Origin of the sequence: Exobacillus caeni (assembly GCF_005747095.1) — a bacterium.
In the GTDB taxonomy this organism is placed as follows: domain Bacteria; phylum Bacillota; class Bacilli; order Bacillales; family Guptibacillaceae; genus Exobacillus; species Exobacillus caeni.
Genome location: NZ_SWLG01000030.1, coordinates 1 through 18,813, shown reverse-complemented (window position 1 = coordinate 18,813; position 18,813 = coordinate 1). Strand labels below are relative to the sequence as shown.

Annotated in this window: 20 protein-coding genes; 11 read left to right on the top strand and 9 right to left on the bottom strand. The window is 41.5% G+C overall.

The features are described 5' to 3' along the window. Positions 1–30: 30 nt before the first annotated feature. Entirely contained in the window at positions 31–1,146 is a 1,116-nt protein-coding gene (locus FCL54_RS22440; protein ID WP_138129529.1) for an MGDG synthase family glycosyltransferase, read from the bottom strand. A gap of 139 nt (positions 1,147–1,285) precedes the next feature. On the opposite strand from FCL54_RS22440, the gene FCL54_RS22435 reads away from it, so the two are divergent. Both FCL54_RS22435 and FCL54_RS22430 read left to right on the top strand, forming a co-directional pair. After that, positions 1,286–1,873, top strand: coding sequence for a YkoP family protein (locus FCL54_RS22435; protein ID WP_246055425.1), 588 nt, complete (start codon positions 1,286–1,288; stop codon positions 1,871–1,873). A gap of 73 nt (positions 1,874–1,946) precedes the next feature. Continuing rightward, positions 1,947–2,795 carry a metallophosphoesterase gene (locus FCL54_RS22430; RefSeq protein ID WP_138129528.1) on the top strand — a complete coding sequence of 283 codons (849 nt, stop codon included), beginning with the start codon at positions 1,947–1,949 and terminating at the stop codon, positions 2,793–2,795. A gap of 181 nt (positions 2,796–2,976) precedes the next feature. Here FCL54_RS22430 and FCL54_RS22425 read toward each other — a convergent pair whose 3' ends face one another. Further along, on the bottom strand, positions 2,977–3,552 hold the full coding sequence (locus FCL54_RS22425; RefSeq protein WP_138129527.1) for a DUF3053 family protein: 576 nt from the start codon (positions 3,550–3,552) through the stop codon (positions 2,977–2,979). A gap of 344 nt (positions 3,553–3,896) precedes the next feature. Between FCL54_RS22425 and FCL54_RS22420 the strand changes: the two genes are divergently transcribed. After that, a complete protein-coding gene (locus FCL54_RS22420; protein ID WP_138129526.1) occupies positions 3,897–4,967 on the top strand; it encodes an SEC-C domain-containing protein in 1,071 nt (356 codons plus the stop codon). An 89-nt stretch (positions 4,968–5,056) separates the two neighbouring features. Here the strand turns inward: FCL54_RS22420 and FCL54_RS22415 are convergent, their stop codons facing one another. Next, complete coding sequence (locus tag FCL54_RS22415; RefSeq protein WP_171016981.1) at positions 5,057–6,010, bottom strand: DUF1835 domain-containing protein; 954 nt, start codon at positions 6,008–6,010, stop codon at positions 5,057–5,059. A gap of 83 nt (positions 6,011–6,093) precedes the next feature. Between FCL54_RS22415 and FCL54_RS22410 the strand changes: the two genes are divergently transcribed. Continuing rightward, a complete protein-coding gene (locus FCL54_RS22410; protein ID WP_138129524.1) occupies positions 6,094–6,402 on the top strand; it encodes a heavy-metal-associated domain-containing protein in 309 nt (102 codons plus the stop codon). Positions 6,403–6,449: 47 nt separating this feature from the next. On the opposite strand, the gene FCL54_RS22405 is transcribed toward FCL54_RS22410, so the two are convergent. Next, complete coding sequence (locus tag FCL54_RS22405; protein WP_138129523.1) at positions 6,450–6,650, bottom strand: hypothetical protein; 201 nt, start codon at positions 6,648–6,650, stop codon at positions 6,450–6,452. A gap of 181 nt (positions 6,651–6,831) precedes the next feature. Here FCL54_RS22405 and FCL54_RS22400 point away from each other — a divergent pair, with 181 nt between their 5' ends. Both FCL54_RS22400 and FCL54_RS22395 read left to right on the top strand, forming a co-directional pair. Then, positions 6,832–7,155: a YnfA family protein gene (locus FCL54_RS22400; protein ID WP_138129522.1), complete on the top strand. Its 324-nt coding sequence runs from the start codon at positions 6,832–6,834 to the stop codon at positions 7,153–7,155. Positions 7,156–7,229: 74 nt separating this feature from the next. Next, the gene (locus FCL54_RS22395; RefSeq protein ID WP_425467168.1) at positions 7,230–7,922 is read left to right on the top strand and encodes a DNA alkylation repair protein; all 693 of its coding nucleotides are present in this window, start codon (positions 7,230–7,232) and stop codon (positions 7,920–7,922) included. A 90-nt stretch (positions 7,923–8,012) separates the two neighbouring features. On the opposite strand, the gene FCL54_RS22390 is transcribed toward FCL54_RS22395, so the two are convergent. After that, on the bottom strand, positions 8,013–11,165 hold the full coding sequence (locus FCL54_RS22390; RefSeq protein WP_138129520.1) for an efflux RND transporter permease subunit: 3,153 nt from the start codon (positions 11,163–11,165) through the stop codon (positions 8,013–8,015). Between the two features lie 231 nt (positions 11,166–11,396). Between FCL54_RS22390 and FCL54_RS22385 the strand changes: the two genes are divergently transcribed. From FCL54_RS22385 to FCL54_RS22375, 3 genes are all read left to right on the top strand, one after another. Continuing rightward, entirely contained in the window at positions 11,397–12,284 is an 888-nt protein-coding gene (locus tag FCL54_RS22385; RefSeq protein WP_138129519.1) for a TetR/AcrR family transcriptional regulator, read from the top strand. A gap of 380 nt (positions 12,285–12,664) precedes the next feature. Then, a complete protein-coding gene (locus FCL54_RS22380) occupies positions 12,665–13,171 on the top strand; it encodes a sigma-70 family RNA polymerase sigma factor (protein ID WP_171016980.1) in 507 nt (168 codons plus the stop codon). A 70-nt stretch (positions 13,172–13,241) separates the two neighbouring features. After that, a complete protein-coding gene (locus FCL54_RS22375; protein WP_138129517.1) occupies positions 13,242–13,733 on the top strand; it encodes a CBO0543 family protein in 492 nt (163 codons plus the stop codon). 56 nt (positions 13,734–13,789) lie between these two features. Here the strand turns inward: FCL54_RS22375 and FCL54_RS22370 are convergent, their stop codons facing one another. After that, the gene (locus FCL54_RS22370; RefSeq protein WP_138129516.1) at positions 13,790–14,926 is read right to left on the bottom strand and encodes a glycerate kinase; all 1,137 of its coding nucleotides are present in this window, start codon (positions 14,924–14,926) and stop codon (positions 13,790–13,792) included. A 364-nt stretch (positions 14,927–15,290) separates the two neighbouring features. Here FCL54_RS22370 and rsgA point away from each other — a divergent pair, with 364 nt between their 5' ends. Further along, positions 15,291–16,355 carry a ribosome small subunit-dependent GTPase A gene (rsgA, locus tag FCL54_RS22365; RefSeq protein ID WP_138129515.1) on the top strand — a complete coding sequence of 355 codons (1,065 nt, stop codon included), beginning with the start codon at positions 15,291–15,293 and terminating at the stop codon, positions 16,353–16,355. A 124-nt stretch (positions 16,356–16,479) separates the two neighbouring features. Here the strand turns inward: rsgA and FCL54_RS22360 are convergent, their stop codons facing one another. From FCL54_RS22360 to FCL54_RS22350, 3 genes are read right to left on the bottom strand one after another with little or no spacing between them, the layout of a single operon-like run. After that, positions 16,480–17,436 carry an ABC transporter permease gene (locus tag FCL54_RS22360; protein ID WP_171016979.1) on the bottom strand — a complete coding sequence of 319 codons (957 nt, stop codon included), beginning with the start codon at positions 17,434–17,436 and terminating at the stop codon, positions 16,480–16,482. Further along, complete coding sequence (locus tag FCL54_RS22355; protein ID WP_138129514.1) at positions 17,429–18,361, bottom strand: ABC transporter ATP-binding protein; 933 nt, start codon at positions 18,359–18,361, stop codon at positions 17,429–17,431. Before FCL54_RS22355 ends, FCL54_RS22360 begins: the two co-directional genes overlap by 8 nt. Before the next feature lie 2 nt (positions 18,362–18,363). Continuing rightward, positions 18,364–18,576, bottom strand: coding sequence for a helix-turn-helix transcriptional regulator (locus FCL54_RS22350; protein ID WP_138129513.1), 213 nt, complete (start codon positions 18,574–18,576; stop codon positions 18,364–18,366). Positions 18,577–18,621: 45 nt separating this feature from the next. Here FCL54_RS22350 and FCL54_RS24270 point away from each other — a divergent pair. Beyond that, the coding region (locus FCL54_RS24270; RefSeq protein ID WP_138129512.1) for a hypothetical protein at positions 18,622–18,813 on the top strand (192 nt) is incomplete at its 3' end.

Below are 18,813 nucleotides of genomic sequence, written 5' to 3'. Positions count from 1 at the left end.
CAACTAACGGAATCTTCCACCAACCATCTGTTACGGTGAAGAGACCTTCACGATATCCTTTATTATCTGTTGCAGGACTTTTTCCATTTCTTCTACATTTCTTTCTTCCTGCTGTTTTACGGCCTGCTTTTCATTTGAAGCAAAATAGGATAACAGAATTTCTTCTACATTTGTTCTCTCCCAGTCCAGCATGTCCATTACGAGCCCTCTTGAAAAAAGGAGTTGAAAATTCATTTCTTCCTGTCCTGGAAGCTTATGGTAGATGAAGATAGGAACATTTTTTGTTAAACATTCACTTACCGTCACTCCGCCGGGCTTCGATATGACCGCATCCAAATCATCGTACAACCTGCTCATTTCCTCCCTGGATTGAATATACCCAACAGGAAACAGCAGCGGATTGTCTTTGTTCTTCACAAAATCGAACAATTCCTGATTTTTCCCGCAAAAAACTTTATAATGAATTGCTCCTGAAGGGTTTAACTTTTTAATGAAGTTTATAATTCCGCCAGCACCCATGCTGCCTCCCATAATGCCAACAATAAGGTTAGATCTTCTGTTTTTTTTCTCCTGCGTCCACTTCATAACAGGATGGACCGGAATTCCGGTAACGTGGATCCTGTGTTCGTCTATTCCCATCTCTAACAGGTGTTCCTTTAACTTTTGATCGCCTACTAGATGGTGGTCAATGCTTTTTGTTCCCCATAATTGGTTAATAAAGTAATCAGTATAAACATTTACAATCGGAATACTATGTTGACCGGCGTGTTTTAATCTGCTGGCCAATAACGAAGGAAACGCATGCGTGCAAACGATAAGATCGGGTTTCTTCTCCTCGATCAAACGACGCATCTTAGGAATAAACAGCATTAAATAAATAAGAAACCGTTTTTCATTCTTATCCTTACCGGACCTGCAGGCAAGTTTTTTATATAAAAAGCTATAAACGGCTGGAAAAGAATGAATCCATTTTAAATAGACAAGCGATACGAGGCGCTCTGCTTTTCCATATGAATGAGATAAGATATCAACTTTTTCAAATACAGCTTCCGGTTGAGCTTCTTCCATCCAGGCTTTTATTGCATCTGCTACCTGATGGTGTCCGGAAGAAATTTGCAGAAACGGCATAAGCATGATCTTTTTCATCAGTTACTCCCCTTCTTAAACTTCTTTTTAGTATAAGAAGGAAGAATCGCTTTCATACAGCTCTCATCCTGCATTTACCATTATAAACAGGTTAGAGGAAGCCAAAATAATAATGCAGCCGAGTTAGGGGGTGCCAAGAATGAGAATGAGACTGTATTTAATTTCTATTTGGACAATTCTCGATCCCTTTTATTATGCTTTAACACGTTTGACGTATCTGGATACTGAAAACCCGCTCAAAAAAAGTGTTCTTCGGGTTCGTTTGACGAAATATAAAGGGAGAAAAGTTACCCTTTCAGATGGAACGACCTTAAATAAAAACGATACCATGGTAAAGATCCACATCCATAACGTTCGCGTGCTAAGAGAAATATCTTTCATTAAAAGCGATATAAAACGGGCTCTTTACTTATATAAACTTGTTAAAGAAGCAATGCCGTGCCTGGCAGCATACATTGACAAACATGAACTTCAGAACGAGATCAAAGGCATCATAGGTATCACATTGATCAATAAAGGATATGAACGGCTTGGATTTGAATCAGTAATTATAAAAAGCAGGATCTACAGATGGTTTAAATTGCTCTCTATGTACCCGATTGCTTTCCTTTCATCCACTCCAGAAATATCAGTTCGAAAAAAGAAACACCGGATGCCTCCGAACTATTTATTCATGTCAAAGCAGGCTCTGCTAAAGGCTTACGGTACAAATACATCACCCCAGTAAAGCCCTTCCCTATAATTACCACTATCATCCCTTCACCAGATTTATTACAATAGATCAGGAGGAGGGATATTTTATGAACACCTTTCTTTTTTTTGGCCTTTTCGTTTTATTAAGTATTATTTTTTACCGCGCTTATCAAAACACACATGATATGACGGTTAATGTTATAAAACCAGCAAAAGTTAACTTGCAAGACGAACGTGAGATTTCCGTTCTCCAAATCTCTGACATGCATCTTGAAAACATTTCCATAACCCCGGAAACCTTGTATAAGACATTAAAACATGAACAAATTGATCTTATTGCCCTCACCGGTGACTTTCTTGACCGAAAACGAAGCATACCTAAACTGATACCATATTTAAAGTTATTCCAAAAGTTAAATCCAACCTACGGAACTTTTGCAGTCTTCGGAAACCATGATTATGTTTTAAAAGGAGAAAACTTCAATTTATTAAAACGCACGCTCATTTCTTACGGCTGTAAAGTGATGCAAAATGAAAAGGATTATATATCTGTGAACGGAACCAAAGTAGCAATCGTTGGGATAGATGATTTTAGCACGGATAAGAGCGATCTTGCCAGATCATTCGAGGGACTTCAGGAAGGATACCGCCTTGTGTTGACCCATGATCCTAATATTGTTTTAACGATGAAGGACTATAAATATGATTACTTGCTTTCTGGACACTTTCATGGCGGGCAAATCCACTGGCCAAAACCATTTCACTTGATAAAAATGGGAAAACTGGTCAGCATGAATATGGTGAAAGGCCTTCATGAATACGATGGCCGTCCGTTCTACATCAGTGAGGGATTGGGACAAACTGGTCTAAACATCCGTCTTGGAAGCAGGCCTGAAATAACGATTCACAAATTAGGTATCCCAGCGAAAGAAAAACAGAAATCAGTTGCAATTTAAAAGGGCAATCCATGAGCGGGTTACCCTTTTTTATTTGCTATATTGTAAGCTTGCTTTATTATCCTTTTCCAGTGAAGTTTTAAGCGTATGATAAAATTACTGTGGATCATCAACCATCATCTAAAGCTATTAAAGCTGTTTTTTTCTTAGCCAGTTATGAACTTTTTGAAAATTTTACCTTTTAGGCTTCCGCAAAATACTTGCTGTTCAAAATAAGATCATCTTTCTTTTCCTCGAAATTTTCATCGGTAAAGGTGTTTATCGCTTCCTTAAGCTCTGCACCTTCAAGCGATTCATAATCATCGATTTCCTGTTTCAAGTATTGGAAAATCACATCACTCTTCATCTGCTGTTTCTTCAAGTAGTCCCAGTATTCCTCTCCTTTCAAGTTATACTGGTCCATCCAAAAATTATGGGATTCTACAGCTTCTTTATCTCCAACCTCGTATTTTTCCTTTTGTTCTTTAATATATTTTTCGCCTTCCGAAATGTCTGGTTCGATGCCTTCAGCAACTGCTTCTCTATAAATCAATTCCTGTTTCAATGCGATAAGAACGGAACTATCTTCCTGGTAATTCACATCACGCCCAAGATCATCTTTTGTAATCGCAGTATTGTTTGACTTTGCGACAACATTTTCCTCCAGAGCTTTTGTCTGCACATCTTTGACCGCAGCCTTATCTTGTTGCTGTGGTGTTTCATCAGTACATCCAGCTAGTAAAAACATTAGAACGATAAACAAAATCCCCTGTTTCATAGTGTCCTCCTTATTTGTGTTTTCGTTTCCGACATCATTTTTTGCATGTTAGTATTGCAAAAATCCGTCGGAGAGTTTCTTCTTCTAGGTCCATTATTTTCATATTACCTGACTGGCTTATAAACTTTAAACAATTCGTTGTCATCCCGGGTTTCAATGTGCGGGAGCCCGGAATACTCCCAACAAAAATACTCCAACCGGAATACTTCCCCTAAAAATTTCTGTCGGTAAAAAGTTTATCATTTGCGGAAACCTTCTGCCATTTTAGTTTATTGCGAGATTATGCTAAAATACTTTTCGTGCCTCTACATGCTGCCAGGAACGATACATAAGGAGGAAGTAACGTGTTGAATATAAAAAGGAATGAACTATGCCCGTGCGGCAGTGGAAAAAAATATAAAAAGTGCTGTTTAAAAAACGAAAACAAGAAAGCCGTACTTGAAAATCATTTGTTAGTGAAAGAGCTTTCGGTCATCCAGGCGCAAATGATTGAGTATGCCATGGAACGGCATCAAGAACTCATCGTCCAGTTAACGAACAGTGTTTTCAACCAATATAAAATTAAACCGGATGATGAGCAGGTTTATATGGAAGCGTTGATTCCCTGGGCGATCTTCACTGTACCGGTGAACCAGTGGCAAAAAACGATCGCAAAAGAATTCATCCAGGCCTGGGCTGCAACTTCTCCCGACCAGGAGGTGTTGGATGCGGTTAACAACTGGAAAAACGCTTTACCATCCGTATATGAAGTACAAAATCATATAGGGGACGAAACGGTTTCACTTAAAGATATCTGGTCGAACGAACAATATAATGTGGTGCTTAACGGGAAGGAAGCTCTTCCAGCATCAAGAGACCTTGTACTTGGCATCTTACTTGACGCAGGCAGCCAATCCATCTTTTATGTGGATTGCATGAAGCTTCAGGTCTCTGACAAAAACAAGCTTGTGTCAGAGATCAGCGAATTTGCGAACCATAAAGAAGAGAAAACAGTCAGGGAAGCTATCAGGACAGATTTTCCATCGATTCTTTTTAGAATTTTAGCTTTTGACGTAAACATGGTGAACCCCATCGAAAAGCCTCTTTCTAAACCAGCACAGGACCCATACCGGAAAGTCGCAGACCTTTTCATCTCTGAAATAAAGGAAGACTATTCCTCTGAGGCGGTAGAAAAAGGACTTAGAGTCTGGGAGGCCTATACAAACAAAAAGAAACCGGCGATACGCAAGGAGTCGATTTTTGCAGCGGCGCTTGAATACATGGTAGCAAAGCACATAGAAGGCAATACTGTTAGCCAGAGTGAGTTAGCAAAGAAATATGCCACATCGGCAAGCAGCATCTCCAGCCGCTATAAAGAAATGAAACAGTTAATGGAGGACGCAGAGCTACAATCAAACGAATATGCCACAGCATAAAGAACTCACTGTCTTCTCAAATGAGAGCAGACATTTTCCAATACGGTAAAAAGCACCCACAGGGTGCTTTTTTAATTGTTATTATCATGTCACCTTACGATAATATCTTCGCCGTTCCACCTGTATGTTCCATCCTGAAGATGAACTCCTCCGAGCCACCAATTAAAAGGGAGGCAGTCGAAACGGTCTTTCTCTGCCCTTAAAACTTCTTCCCCCTCTTCTGTTAATTCAAGAAACGGATTCATTTCAGGCAAGCTAAAATCAGGAAGAATGCCATGAACCTTTATAAGTGGAGATTTCGTCTTTGAAAGCTGCTTCAGAATCGCAGAAAAGTGAAGATCACTCAACCCATCACTTCTCCTTTTAGATGCGATCGATTCAAACAGTTTCAAGAACTTTGTTTTACCATCTGCCAAAATCTTTAATGTTTCTTCTTCGATAGATGTCAGGCCGTTTCTCTCTGAAGGAAAGTAATCAAAGTGTGACAATATTGCCTGTTTAAGAAATGGCAGTTTTATAGCCTTATGATGGATAAAGTTCAACAAGTCTTTCGGATTAGAGCTCGAAAAAGCTTCCCATCCTTCCTCTGCCTGTTGAAATTGTTCTATGGATACCTTTTTTCGTTCCTGGAACAAGTTTTCAAGCTCTTGCTCTGTAAGCTGGCTTAAGGAAAAAAATCTTTCACTTGTGACGTACTTCTCCGGAAGTACCATCGATACATTCGTTTTATGTAGCGTTCCAAGGCGGTTTAACAAATACAACAGCATCAATTGGTCATAACGGTCATGCTCAAACCATAAAACGATCTCCTCTTCCGGTTCAATTGCAATCAGGCGTTCTTCCTGCCTTTCCGTGTTAGCTAAGTACAGATCGAGAGGAAGGGTGATCGTTTGTTCAAAATACGCTGCTCGTTTGCTTAGTTCTTTCTCTCCCATCACTTTAAAAACCGGGCCAAAATCATACATTTCACGCCAGGGAAGCCTTTCGTGTTCTAGAAATGATAGTTTTTCCGCAAGTATATCGCCGTTTGTTATGTGTAACATCAATAAAAACATCCTCTCATGCATAAATCTTAACTTATTTTGCAAGCTATTACTTAACTATACCATTTAAAGAGGTGAATCCAGTGAAACGATTTTCCTTAATTCTTTTTACGCTTTGCATCGCTTTCCTCGCAGCTGGGATCCTAATAAACAATAACCAGGATGCACTGGCTGACGATGGCAGGGTAATCTTCTCCGGCGTGGACCTTTCCTGTGACGGCTGCCAGTCTCAGATGGAAACATCACTTGATAAGATCATAGGAATTCAAAATTATGAGATTGATGCAGAATCAAAAAGTGTTACAGTCTGGTTCGATAATGAGGTCATGAAACCGGAATGGATCAACAAATCACTTGAAGCGGCAGGATTTTACCCGAAGAGCATGAAATAACAGGAATCGATGGCATTCAAAAAAGCTACCCGAGAAGAGTAGCTTTTTTACATAGTATCAATATCTTCTACGTTGTTAACCCGGACTGATATCACATTGCTTACGTTGACAAGTTCATCGTCAAACTCCAGCCATCCGCTCTTTTCCGCTTTAATATCTTCCACAAGCTTTTCATAGGATTCTGCTTTAATATTAAAATGCTTGGATACGTTTCCTACCGTTTCGATATAAATACTAAACTCTTTCACGTTTTCTCTCCTTTCGAAAATTTTTTCTGGAGAGTACCAGATACTATTCTTAGGCTAAACAATTACCGAAAAAAGATTCACCTTCATCTAGATATATTACCGCGCTTGTTTCTCTTTAAAACATTCCTCTTTTTCTTTTTTTTCGTTATGATGAAAGAAGCAAACAATCGGGAGGATTCATATGTATGCACTTTTTCTCTTTCTGCTAGCCGGCATTGCAGAGATCGGCGGAGGGTATCTGGTATGGTTATGGCTACGAGAGTCAAAGCCGTTATCGTATGGTGTTGCAGGAGGAATCATTTTAATTTTGTACGGCATTATACCAGCCTTGCAGCACTTTCCCTCTTTCGGACGGGTCTATGCAGCTTATGGCGGCATTTTTATTGTTCTTGCCCTTTTTTGGGGATGGTTGGTTGATAAAAAAACGCCTGATGCTTTTGATTGGGTAGGAGCAATGTTTTGTTTAATCGGTGTTTCAATTATTTTATGGGGACCCCGGCAGTAACCTTTTTTGGGAAGAAGGAGAAACAATGCCCGGCAAAGAATGGATTGGATGGACAAATAATGTCGGAGGTGTATGTGTTGGAATATGTCAGAGAGTTGGAAAGCTTTTTTTATAGCCATAGGAACGACGATGATGCAGAACCTATGAAAAAGTATATGAGAGATCAATTTGAGTTTCTTGGCATCAAAACACCTGAAAGAAAAAAACTGCTAAAGACGTTTATTAAAGAACACGGCATGCCGCAGGAAAATAACTTTAACCAAACGATCGAAGAACTCTGGCAACTGCCAGAACGGGAATATCAGTACATAGCGATCAGCCTGCTCGACAAAGCGCTTAAAAAGCTTCCTGTTGATATCATTCTTCTGCTGGAACATTTAATTGTAACAAAATCCTGGTGGGATACGATCGATTCTATCGCGTCTGGGCTCGTGGGAGAGTTTTTTAGACTGCATCCCCATTTAAAGGATATAACTACACGCAGATGGATGGACTCCGGGAACATGTGGCTGCAACGAACGGCAATCCTTTTTCAATTATCCTACAAAACAGAAACAGACAGCGTGATGTTATTTAAATATATCAAGGAATCCTCCGACTCGGACGAATTTTTCATTCAAAAAGCGATTGGATGGGCCTTACGCGAATACTCCAAGACAGAACCCGCTATGGTAGAAAAATTTATTGAAGAAGAATCTCTCGCTCCTCTCAGCAGGAGAGAAGGACTCAAAGTTATCAAGAAAAGAAAGAAAGAAAAATCAAGTTGAAATGATGCTGGGCGGCCGATTGGAAACAGCAACAACTTATACTATAGAATAGGGACTGGCTCATGTGCCAGTCCCTTTCAATTCTTTATTTTATTCTGGACGGTTCCTTCTAAACTTTGCAAAAAACTCATAAACGACAGGTACGATTACCAGAGTAAGGATGGTAGAACTGGTCAATCCACCGATTACAGTAATTCCAAGCCCTTTTGAGATCAAAGCTCCGCCTTCCAGTCCGATGGCCAGCGGTGCAAGGGCCCCGACTGTTGCAAGTGCTGTCATCAATATTGGACGCAGCCTCGTTGCACCTGCTTCAAGAAGTGCTTCTCGTGTAGATAACCCATCTTTCTCTTTATGGATCACCCGGTCGATAAGCACAATAGCATTTGTTACGACGATCCCGATGAGCATCAGCATGCCGATCAAAGCAGAAACACTGATCGTCTCTCCGCCGATAAACAGTCCAAGCAGTCCCCCGATAACGGTAAAAGGCAATGAGAAGAGAATCGCAAACGGTGCGAGTGCTCCACCGAAGGTAATCACAAGGATAAGATAGACGATCGCGATCGCAGCGAGCATCGCAAGCCCTAACTGTGTAAACGACTCGTTAATTTGTTCCGTTACTCCTCCAAAATCAACTGAAGCAGACTCAGGGAGATCAAGTTTATCTATCTCCTTTTTAAGGTTCTGGGAAGCCTCTCCGACATTATCTGTTGTGATGTCAGCAGTGACCTTTGCATAAACCTTTCCGTTCCTCCGGGTGATCGTATCTGGTGATTCACCTTCTTCTACATTCATTACATCTTCAAGCTGCACTTCTATCCCAAGCGGCGATTGGACAGTAGTATTTTTTAAATCTTCCAGGTCTTCATAATTCTTTTCCTCAACCTGCATATACACATTTACTTCATTTCCGTCTTTTTGGATCGTTGTCAAAACCGGGCGCTGTCCCACTTTGGACAGTTCCATTCCGATCTGGCCTGCTGTAAGCCCGAGTTTACTTAGTTCTTCCTGGTTTGCGACCAGGGTATACTGATCATAAGCTTCAGAAATACTGGAATCAACGTTTGTAAAAGTATCGTCGTTTTCCACCATATCTGTTATTTCGCTAACGATCGGTTCAAGCTGATCCATATCTTTGCCATATGCAAACAGTGTGATGGAGTTGCTTCCACCAGAAGCAGACATGTCCTGATAGCCCCATTCTCCTTTATCAGCAAGCCCCTTAAGATCTTCCAGGACATTTTCTTTGACGCTGTCAAAGTTTTCGGTGTCCTCGTTATATTCCACAAAAAACAACGCCTGATTTGTTTGCCCGGGGTTCATCGGGTTTCCTCCGCCGACGGAGAACTGGATGGTTTCAACCTTTTCTTTGTCACTAAAATAACCCTCTGCTTGTAAAGCAATATTCTCTACTTCGTCTTCCGTTTGCCCCGGTTCAGGATTATAAGTGGCGATGATCATTTTCTGCTGGTCAGATGGCAGGAAGCTCACCCCTACGATCGGAACAAGGAACAAACTGCCAACAAGTAGGATGACAGCAAGGCCGAACGTGATGATCTTATGGTTCAATGACCAATTTAAAACGCGTTTGTATCCGCCAGCCAGTCTCCCCGGCTTTTCTTCATGGTCTTCTGTATTCTTCAATCCTTTTTTAAATAGCGAATGAGCCATCATAGGCACAATTGTAATCGCTACTAGCAATGAAGCTAATAACGCAAACACGATCGTTAACGCAAAAGGCAGGAACATTTCCCCGACCGGTCCCTTTACGAGCCCGAGCGGTAGGAATACTGCGATCGTCACGATTGTGGACGACATGATCGGGATAAACATTTCAGCTGTCGCTTCTCGAACCAATGCTTTACCTGTCAACTTTTCTGTGGAGAGCGACATCCGCCTATAAATGTTCTCGATTACGACAATCGAATCATCGACAACACGCCCGATTGCAACAGTCATCGCTCCGAGTGTCATAATGTTTAACGTTATATCCATTTGCTTCAACAGCAAGACAGCGATTAATAGTGATAAGGGAATCGAAATTACGGAGATTAATGTCGATTTAATATTTCGCAGGAACAACAGGATGATCAATACCGCGAATATTGCCCCAACGACCGCTTTATTAAGCATTGTGCTCACCGATTCTTCAATCGGCTCGCCCTGGTCATAGATGTTTACGATTTCAAGTCCTTCGTGTTCTGATTCCATTTTATCCATTTTATCTTTTACAGCATTTACGACATCTACCGTATTAGCGTCTGCTGATTTTACGATCGAAATGCCGATCGATTCGTTTCCGTTTGTTCTGGATATCGATTCTGCTTTTCCAACAAGCTCGATATCAGCTATTTCTGACAGTTGAACTGTCGGAATTTCCGGAGCAGCCTCAGATTGCTGGCTTGTTTGGGCAGTCGGTGATCCGGCTGGTTGGTTCGGTTGTGCAGCTGGCTTGTTACCCTGCTGCTGTGCTCCTCCGGCCTGGTTCCCCTGTCCTGAAGGAATAACAGGAATCTCAAGATTTTTCAGGTCATCCAAAGAGGTAATATTCCCATCCACGACCACCGCTTTTTGGCTGTCTTCAAAGTTAAATAAACCTAACGGATACTCAACAGCTGACCCTTTAATAATATTTTTAACAGTGTCCTCGCTTAATCCAAGCTGCTGCATTTTATCCTCTTTAAATTGTAGCTGAACCTCTTCCACCTGCTGCCCTGAAATCGTTACAGAAGATATCCCTTCCAGTCCTTCGATCGCAGGTACAACATCCCCTTCGACGGTCTCCGTTAATTGATCTAGTGTTTGGCCGCTGCTCGATACGCTTAGCGACATGATCGGAAAAGCGTTGAAACTAAGTCTGGAAACGGAAGGGTCCTGTGCTCCATCGGGAAGATCGAGTTTGTTGATCACTTCCTGGACTTCATCCTCTGCTTTTTCCATGTCTTTATCAAAGTTATATTCGATTTGTATATTCGACGCGTTTTCAAAAGAAGAAGAGCTGACAACATCGACACCCGGCAAAGATTGGACTCTTTTTTCTATCGGTATCGAAATTTCGTCAGCAACCTCCTCCGGTGCAGCCCCTGGATACACTGTCGTCACAGACACGATAGGAGAATTAATATCCGGTATCGTTTCAAGCTTCATATTCATTCCAGCATATAAACCTGCTGCTGTGACAATAATGGTCAGGAGCCAAACGGCAAATTTATTATTCAATGCAAAGTTTATGATTTTTTTCATCTCTCTTTTTTACTCCTCTCTCCTATTGACTGACTGGTCATCACACCGTACACTATAACGGAATGAATAGTTTTTTGCAATACATCAAAGTGTGAATTATTTTCAAACAAACGGAACTTTCTTCAGCATGACTGATTGGTCAAATCGCTAATTTTTATAAAATCTTAATGATAGGAATAGGGCAAAACATGATAGAATATAAAAGACAGTGTATGTAGAAGGTGTGATGTCATGAATGAAAAGAAACTGCTTATAATCGAAACGGCTATGAAGCTTTTTGCCAAGAAAGGCTTTCACTCCACTTCCATTCAAGAAATAGCTGATAAGAGCGGCATTTCTAAAGGAGCCGTTTATCTTTACTTTAAATCCAAAGACGAATTGATCTTTTCAATATTCCATCACTATTACGAAAAGATGCGTTCAAAAGTTTCACAGGCGGCCAAAAAAGAACTTTCTCCAAAAGATTCTTTTCAAAACCAACTGATTACCCAATTTAAAGAAATTTTAGAACACAAAGAGTTTATCATCATGCAATTAAGGGAACAGGCTTTAACATTAAACAAAGAAACCGATTCCATTATTTTTAGAATCCGCCGGGAAAACCATGAATGGCTCGAATCTAACTTACTACACATCTATGGAGAACCGATTACCAGACATGTGGTTGACGCAGCAATTTTACTTGATGGGATAATCAGTTCTTACTTTCATGTGCTAATCATAGATAACAATAAACTAAACTTAGAAAATCTAGCTGAATATATTGTTCAAAGAATCGACGACATGGTAAAAGGAATTCTAAGAGACGATAACGAACCACTTTTAAGAAGAGAAGTATTCAGTCCTTTTATGCAAGATAAAAAGGTTTCGGAAGAACAGATCCAAAATCAAATGGAAGAACGACTTCGCAGTATGCAAGAAATTATCACCGAGCAGGACATATCTCCGGCCAAAAAAGAAGAGCTGCATGAAACAATCGATTTTTTAATGGCAGAAAGCAAAAAGGAGCAACCGCGCAGATTTTTATTTCAGGGGATGCTAGCGAATTTCAAAGAAATCGAAGCGTTAACCGAACATAGGGAAGAGATCGCCAACATGCTACAAATCGACCTGGTATAGGAGGGAAAAACGATGGAGGAGACGACTCTTACAAAAGAAGAGCTGAGAAAAATTGTAGAAGGCTTGCAGCTAAAAGGCATCAACGCCAAAATTTGCATACGAAAAAGTGAACTGCCTGTAAACTAACCGAAAAGCTTGCCAGAGGCTGACTCATTCGAGTCAGCTTTTTTTCGTACAGTGAATCCTCCAATACAGCCATACATCACATTCCACCCATCGATAGTTATCCACAGATTTGAGAGGGGTCAGACCCCCGAAAATCTGTGGATAAATTCATTCAGGCTATTATACATATGCTCGTGTGCTTGTTTTTTTCTGCTGGTTTAGGCTTAGGTCACCGCGGAATAAAGGAACAGGCGCTTGTTCGAAGGGATTTTAAAGTGGAACAATATCCACTATCTTTTGAAGAAATAGCCAGAAAGTACGAACCGTTGATTAAAAGCCAGTTGAAAAAGTTACATGTCTTTAAGGACTTTGAATTGTATTATCAGGCAGGACTGATCGGTCTCTGGGAAGCTTACTTGCAGTTTGAGGAATCAAAAGGCACTTTTTCAAGCTTTGCTTATTCTAAGATACGATGGAAGATTACAGATGAGATAAAAAAGGATATCCGAATCCAGGAAAAGCAAACAACGGTGTCAGACGATGTTCTCTCAGGCGTCATCGATCCATCATCCGTTTATCTTTTGGAAACAGAAATCCTTCAATCCTATTTAACAGGATTAACAGATAATCAGTGTAAATGGGTCGTTCACAGTGTGCTCGAACAAAAGCAAACGAAACAAATAGCCGCAGAAGAAGGTGTAAGTATCGAAGCGGTCAAATCATGGCGCAAAGCAGCGATAAAAAAGATAATCCAGAATGCCAGAGAAATGAGAACGGAATAAAAAGTCCTTTTTATGAATGAATCCCGCCTCCCCGAAGCAAGCTAAAGGAAGAGGATAAGGAGGGTGTGAAATGAAAGAACGATTAATCTTACGAGGCCTGCTTTTATTCGGATTAACAGCGACCGCTTTCCTGATTCGCAGACCTCCAACGAAAGACTGGGTACTCGTCTTCTTTCTAAAGGGCGTCATTTCAAGTTTTATCGGGATGTATGTGGTTTCAAAGAAATGGTTGAAATATCCTGTCCGTTTAGCGCCTAAATCATTTCACAGCAGTCTTCTGTTCGATTATCTTTTATTTCCACTGGCATGTGTGGCTTATAATCAGACATCGTATAGATCAAAATTTCCAGGCATGATTTTTCAGGCTGTATTGTACACCACGCCAATGACATTGTTCGAAGTATGGCTTGAAAAAAACACGCAGTTAATAAAATACATTAAATGGAGCTGGTTCCACACGTTCACTTCTCTTTTTGTCACGTTTGTTTCTGTTAGAGCTTTTATGGAGTGGATTCGGGATATTACATCCAGACAAGCTAAAGAGAAAAAAGAAATGATGTAAAACTTTAAAATGGCTGCCTTTTCAGATTCCTGTACCTGGTAAAGGCAGCCACCTTTTTATTTCCAGTTTATTTTCAGCACCTCTGCTATATTTCTTGCTGTGTGATACGTGTAGCTTGAAGCGTTCTCTAGTGCCTCTTCAAGAGGTATCACTCCAGGAATAATAGAGAACACGGCATCGAAACCGTTCTTCCTTAACACATCGTTATTGCCGTTGACCTGCCCTGCAACCGCTATGACCGGCAGATGATACTTCTTCGCCAATGCCGCAACACCGGCAGGAGCCTTTCCAAAAGCAGTCTGGCCATCCACTTTCCCCTCACCTGTCACAACCAGAGAAGCATCCCTTAAGTGTTCTTCTAACCCTATCGTTTTTAACACCATCTCTACACCTGGCATGAGTTGTGCCGACAAAAAGGCTATCAATCCTCCTGCGAGCCCTCCGGCTGCCCCTGTTCCAGGAACGTATTTAATGTCCTTGCCAAGCTCCTTTTTTATTAAATCCGCAAAATAAGAAAGGTTTTTATCCAGCATTCTGACCATATCCGTATTTGCGCCTTTCTGAGGCCCGAATACTGCCGATGCTCCCCTCTCCCCGACCATGGGGTTGTTAACATCGCATGCCGCTTCGATTGTGATCCCTGCCAGCCGTTTATCGATATTAGTGCAGTCGATCTCTACTGCATCACCTAAACTGGCTCCCCCTTCTTTTATTTCATTTCCGAACCTGTCGATCAGCTTTACGCCAACCGCCTGCGCCATCCCTGCCCCGGCGTCATTGGTAGCACTGCCACCAAGGCCAAGAATGATACGACTGACTCCTTGATCGAGAGCTTTGAGGATTAACTCTCCTGTCCCTCTTGTGGAAGTATAAAGCGGATTGCGGCTCTTCTCTGGCACAAGATGCAATCCTGAAGCAGCTGCCATCTCAATAAAAGCAGTGCTACCATCCCCTGACAGGCCGTAAAAGGCTTGAACCGGTTTACCTAACGGCCCGCTAACGGCCGCTTTTATCATCCTGCCTCCAGTAGCATCCACTAATGCGGTTACAGTCCCTTCCCCGCCGTCCGCTATCGGAACCCTGATTATTTCTGCTTCAGGAAAAACATCACTAAATCCTTTTGCAATCGCATCAGCCGCTTCCATTGCCGTCATGCTTTCTTTAAAAGAATCTGGCGCAATCACTATTTTCATCGCTACACCCCTATCATTCACGAAGTTGTATAAAACTAGATTTTATCGAGATACTATTTTTAGTGTACCTTAAAATTTTCTTTTTGTTGAAAGAACCCATTTACATGTTTGAATTTTCCCATTATAATAAAAACAAAGATTGAAAGGGGGTATGTGTTATGAGCAATGTAATGACTAAATTCAAACGTAACAGAATAATGCTCATAACACAGCCCTAACGGTAAAAGAAGAATACCTTTATGTGGACGGTAAATCCATGGGCTGTGTTCAGGTCCATGGTTTCTTCATGTCAAAATTTGTTTAAGAAGGGAGACCTGGCGTACGGGTCTCTTTTTTATTTTATAATCCACAGGAGGTTTTCTGATTGAATTTAAAACAATTAGGATGGAACGATTTCTTTGCAGCCGCAGCTGCTGAATATAATACAGATCAACCATTTACTGTCGGGCGTGTATCTTTAGAGCACAAACGGTTGTATCGAATTTTAACAGAGCATGGCGAGTTGCTGGGAGAAGTGTCAGGCAAGTTCCGCCATACCGCTTCGGAACGGGAGGATTTCCCTGCTGTCGGTGACTGGGTTATCCTCACAGCAAGGCCGGAAGAAGGAAAAGCAACGATTCATGCTGTGCTGCCCCGCCAGAGTAAGTTCTCTAGAAAGGCCGCCGGCGATACAACGGAAGAACAGATCATCGCAACGAATATCAACACGGTGTTTCTTGTAAACGCTCTGAATAAAGATTTTAACGTCCGCAGAATTGAACGTTACTTGTTGATGGCATGGGAAAGCGGTGCAAACCCAGTCATTATTCTAAGCAAATCGGACTTATGTGATGATCTCGACCAAAAAATAGAGGAAGTCGAAAATGTTGCGCTTGGTGTTCCGATTCATGCCGTCAGTGCGACTGATGACGTTGGGATCGATCAATTAGAGCCTTATCTTACAGAAGGCCACACAGTTGCTCTTCTCGGCTCTTCCGGCGCAGGAAAATCAACATTGACCAACAGGCTTTTTGGCTCTGAAAAATTACTGGTAAAAGAAATCCGTGAAGGCGACGACAAGGGCCGTCATACGACCACTCACAGAGAGCTGGTCATGATTCCTGGAGGCGGGCTGCTGATCGATACGCCCGGTATGAGGGAGCTTCAGTTATGGGAAGCAGACAGCAGTGTCAGCCAGAGTTTCTCTGATATTGAGGAGATTGCCGAACAATGCCGTTTCAGGGACTGTTCCCATGATGGTGAACCAGGATGTGCCGTTAAAGAGGCGATCGATGCCGGAGATCTTATTGAAAAACGGTTCGAAAACTATATAAAACTTCAAAGAGAACTTGCATACCTTGAACGAAAGGCCGACAAACGGGCCCAGCTTGCAGAAAGGGAAAAGTGGAAGAAGCTTGCTGGGGACCGGACGAGGTTTCATCGAAGATAGTAAGGGGCGGTCCATAAGTGCCTGACTCCTCCGTTTAGCACAAATTTTAGAGAAACGTTGTACCAGTTTTTCTAAATGATGTGTTGGAGGTGTCAGGCACTTAGCTTTTGAGCCGCCCCTTCATTTATGCTGTCACGTCCCTTTTTGTAAATGCCAGCCAGGATAATGACACAAAAATAACAAAGTATCCGATCAAAACACTAATAGAAAATGTCATCGTCATCCCTTCCATAAAAGGAATCCCATCGATATACTGTCGAAGGTTTGTGTTGGCAAATAAAATGTATTTAGACCACTCATAATTCCTTAAAAGATTCGAAATTTGCGGACCGATGAACATTAAAAAGATCGAAAGCCCTATCGCTAAGGAGGAGCTTCGGAAAACGGATGACATCATGAATGCAAATGTTGATAAGATAACAAGATCCACACTATTTAATCCGTAAATACCTATCATGTTTTGCAGCATCCCGACCTCTTTAACCGCTCCATCTGTATAGGTTAAGTGGGGTTGTGAAACAGAATCGAAGCCAAACAACAACCCGCCAGTTAATGCGGAAGATAAAAACAACACGGCCAGAAGCGAAAAGGCAAACAAGAGAGTGGAAAGATATTTTGAAAGCAAGATTTTAGACCTGCTGACAGGACGTATCAGCAACAGCTTTATCGTACCCCAGCTGAATTCGCTCGCTACCATACCCGCAGCTATTACAATCGTAAATAACGTTACAAACGACGTTAAGTTCGATGACTCGTTGATAAATCCCCAAAAAGAATCCGCTGGCAATGGCGGGATGTTATTCGCAAGCCTGTACTCCTTTATTTCGATCTGCCTGTCATAGGACTTTAAAACTTCTTCATTCATAAATTTAAAGCTCTCAGTCTTTTCTTTTTGTGCTTGCAGCCGTTTGATATCGGTCTGGACAGCCACCTGCCAGTTGTCGTTCTCGTCACTCGTTGTCTTGACAAATATCCCCATTCCTATTACAGCAATAAGCAACAGAATGACCATCACCCATGTGCCTATTCGGTAATAAATTTTCATATTTTCGTTTTGGATTAACTTTAACAGGCTAGACAATTTGATTCCCTCCCGTCACTTCAAGAAATTTTTCTTCCAGTGTCATTGCGTTTGCCTGAACGCTGTAAATCCTAATATCATTTTTTACAAGCAACGAAACAACGGCTGGAACGTCTTCTTTTTCTATATCTAACGCAATGATATCTTCTTTCACTTCAATCTTTTTATCCTGATAAGCCGTCTCGAGGATCGTTTTCGCTTTATCGACCGGGACAACCGTAAACCTTCCTTTCACCTGCAGATCTCTCCCGACAAAGTCATCTACTGTTTGCACATCGATCAGTTTACCGTTCTGGATAATCGCAATTCTGTCGCACATCATTTCCATCTCTGACAACAGGTGACTTGATACAAGAACCGACACTCCATCTTCATGGGCTATTTTCCTGAGGTAATTCCTGATCTCATGTATTCCTGAAGGATCAAGCCCATTCGTTGGTTCATCCAGGATCAAGAGTGAAGGAGAATGAAGTAATGCCTGGGCAAGCCCCAACCGCTGGCGCATACCGAGCGAGTAATTTTTCACTTTTTCATGTATTCGGTTTTCAAGTCCTACAAGCTGCACAACCTGGTCGATCCTTTCTTTACTGACTCCCTTAACCATCCTGCTATAGTGGACAAGATTTTTATAGCCTGATAAAAACTTGTACATCTCCGGGTTTTCAACGATTCCGCCTACTTCTGCGATTGCATTTTTAAAATCTTTTTGGATACTCTGGCCCTTGATGAACACCTGGCCTTTAGTAGCTTCCATCAACCCTACCATCATTCTGATCGTGGTAGTCTTGCCCGCACCGTTCGGACCAAGAAATCCGTATACCTCTCCTGGAAATAGCTCAAACGATAAATCATCTATGATCGTTTTGTTGTTGATCTTCTTGGATAAGTTTTTAATTTGAACGATCGGTTCATTTTTTCGCATCATAATCACCCCTGCTTTTCATCTGTAAAAATAAATAATTCATCAATCGTTCCACCTAGAGCCTTTGCGATATCATGGGCAAGCTTTAATGACGGATTATATTTTCCTTTTTCGAGGTGGCTGATCGTTTCCCGGCGAATTCCTACAATTGCGGCGAGTTCTTCCTGAGTCATGTCCTTTCTTGCCCGATATTCTTTAATCTTCGTTACCAGTGCCATCAGAATTCTCCTCGCTTTTCATAAAAATTAAACGAGAGCACAAATATGAGGATAACGATAACGAAATCCAACGCAAAAAAAATTGCTGTCAGCATAAGCGATTTCGTTATGTTAATGGCAAAGAATGATAAGGAAAAACTGATCAATAAAGTAGGGAAACCTCTTTCAAGGCTTCCCCCTTATCAAACCGTACGTGCCCTATTAAGGCATACGGCTTACCCATATGTTACAATGTCA

What these genes read in the sequence shown, in the direction of transcription:
- FCL54_RS22440 (WP_138129529.1), bottom strand. Translation starts at nt 1,146, where the DNA reads ATGAAAAAGATCATGCTTATGCCGTTTCTGCAAATTTCTTCCGGACAC.
- FCL54_RS22435 (WP_246055425.1), top strand. Translation starts at nt 1,286, where the DNA reads ATGAGAATGAGACTGTATTTAATTTCTATTTGGACAATTCTCGATCCC.
- FCL54_RS22430 (WP_138129528.1), top strand. Translation starts at nt 1,947, where the DNA reads ATGAACACCTTTCTTTTTTTTGGCCTTTTCGTTTTATTAAGTATTATT.
- FCL54_RS22425 (WP_138129527.1), bottom strand. Translation starts at nt 3,552, where the DNA reads ATGAAACAGGGGATTTTGTTTATCGTTCTAATGTTTTTACTAGCTGGA.
- FCL54_RS22415 (WP_171016981.1), bottom strand. Translation starts at nt 6,010, where the DNA reads ATGTTACACATAACAAACGGCGATATACTTGCGGAAAAACTATCATTT.
- FCL54_RS22400 (WP_138129522.1), top strand. Translation starts at nt 6,832, where the DNA reads ATGTATGCACTTTTTCTCTTTCTGCTAGCCGGCATTGCAGAGATCGGC.
- FCL54_RS22390 (WP_138129520.1), bottom strand. Translation starts at nt 11,165, where the DNA reads ATGAAAAAAATCATAAACTTTGCATTGAATAATAAATTTGCCGTTTGG.
- FCL54_RS22385 (WP_138129519.1), top strand. Translation starts at nt 11,397, where the DNA reads ATGAATGAAAAGAAACTGCTTATAATCGAAACGGCTATGAAGCTTTTT.
- FCL54_RS22375 (WP_138129517.1), top strand. Translation starts at nt 13,242, where the DNA reads ATGAAAGAACGATTAATCTTACGAGGCCTGCTTTTATTCGGATTAACA.
- FCL54_RS22370 (WP_138129516.1), bottom strand. Translation starts at nt 14,926, where the DNA reads ATGAAAATAGTGATTGCGCCAGATTCTTTTAAAGAAAGCATGACGGCA.
- FCL54_RS22355 (WP_138129514.1), bottom strand. Translation starts at nt 18,361, where the DNA reads ATGATGCGAAAAAATGAACCGATCGTTCAAATTAAAAACTTATCCAAG.
- FCL54_RS22350 (WP_138129513.1), bottom strand. Translation starts at nt 18,576, where the DNA reads ATGGCACTGGTAACGAAGATTAAAGAATATCGGGCAAGAAAGGACATG.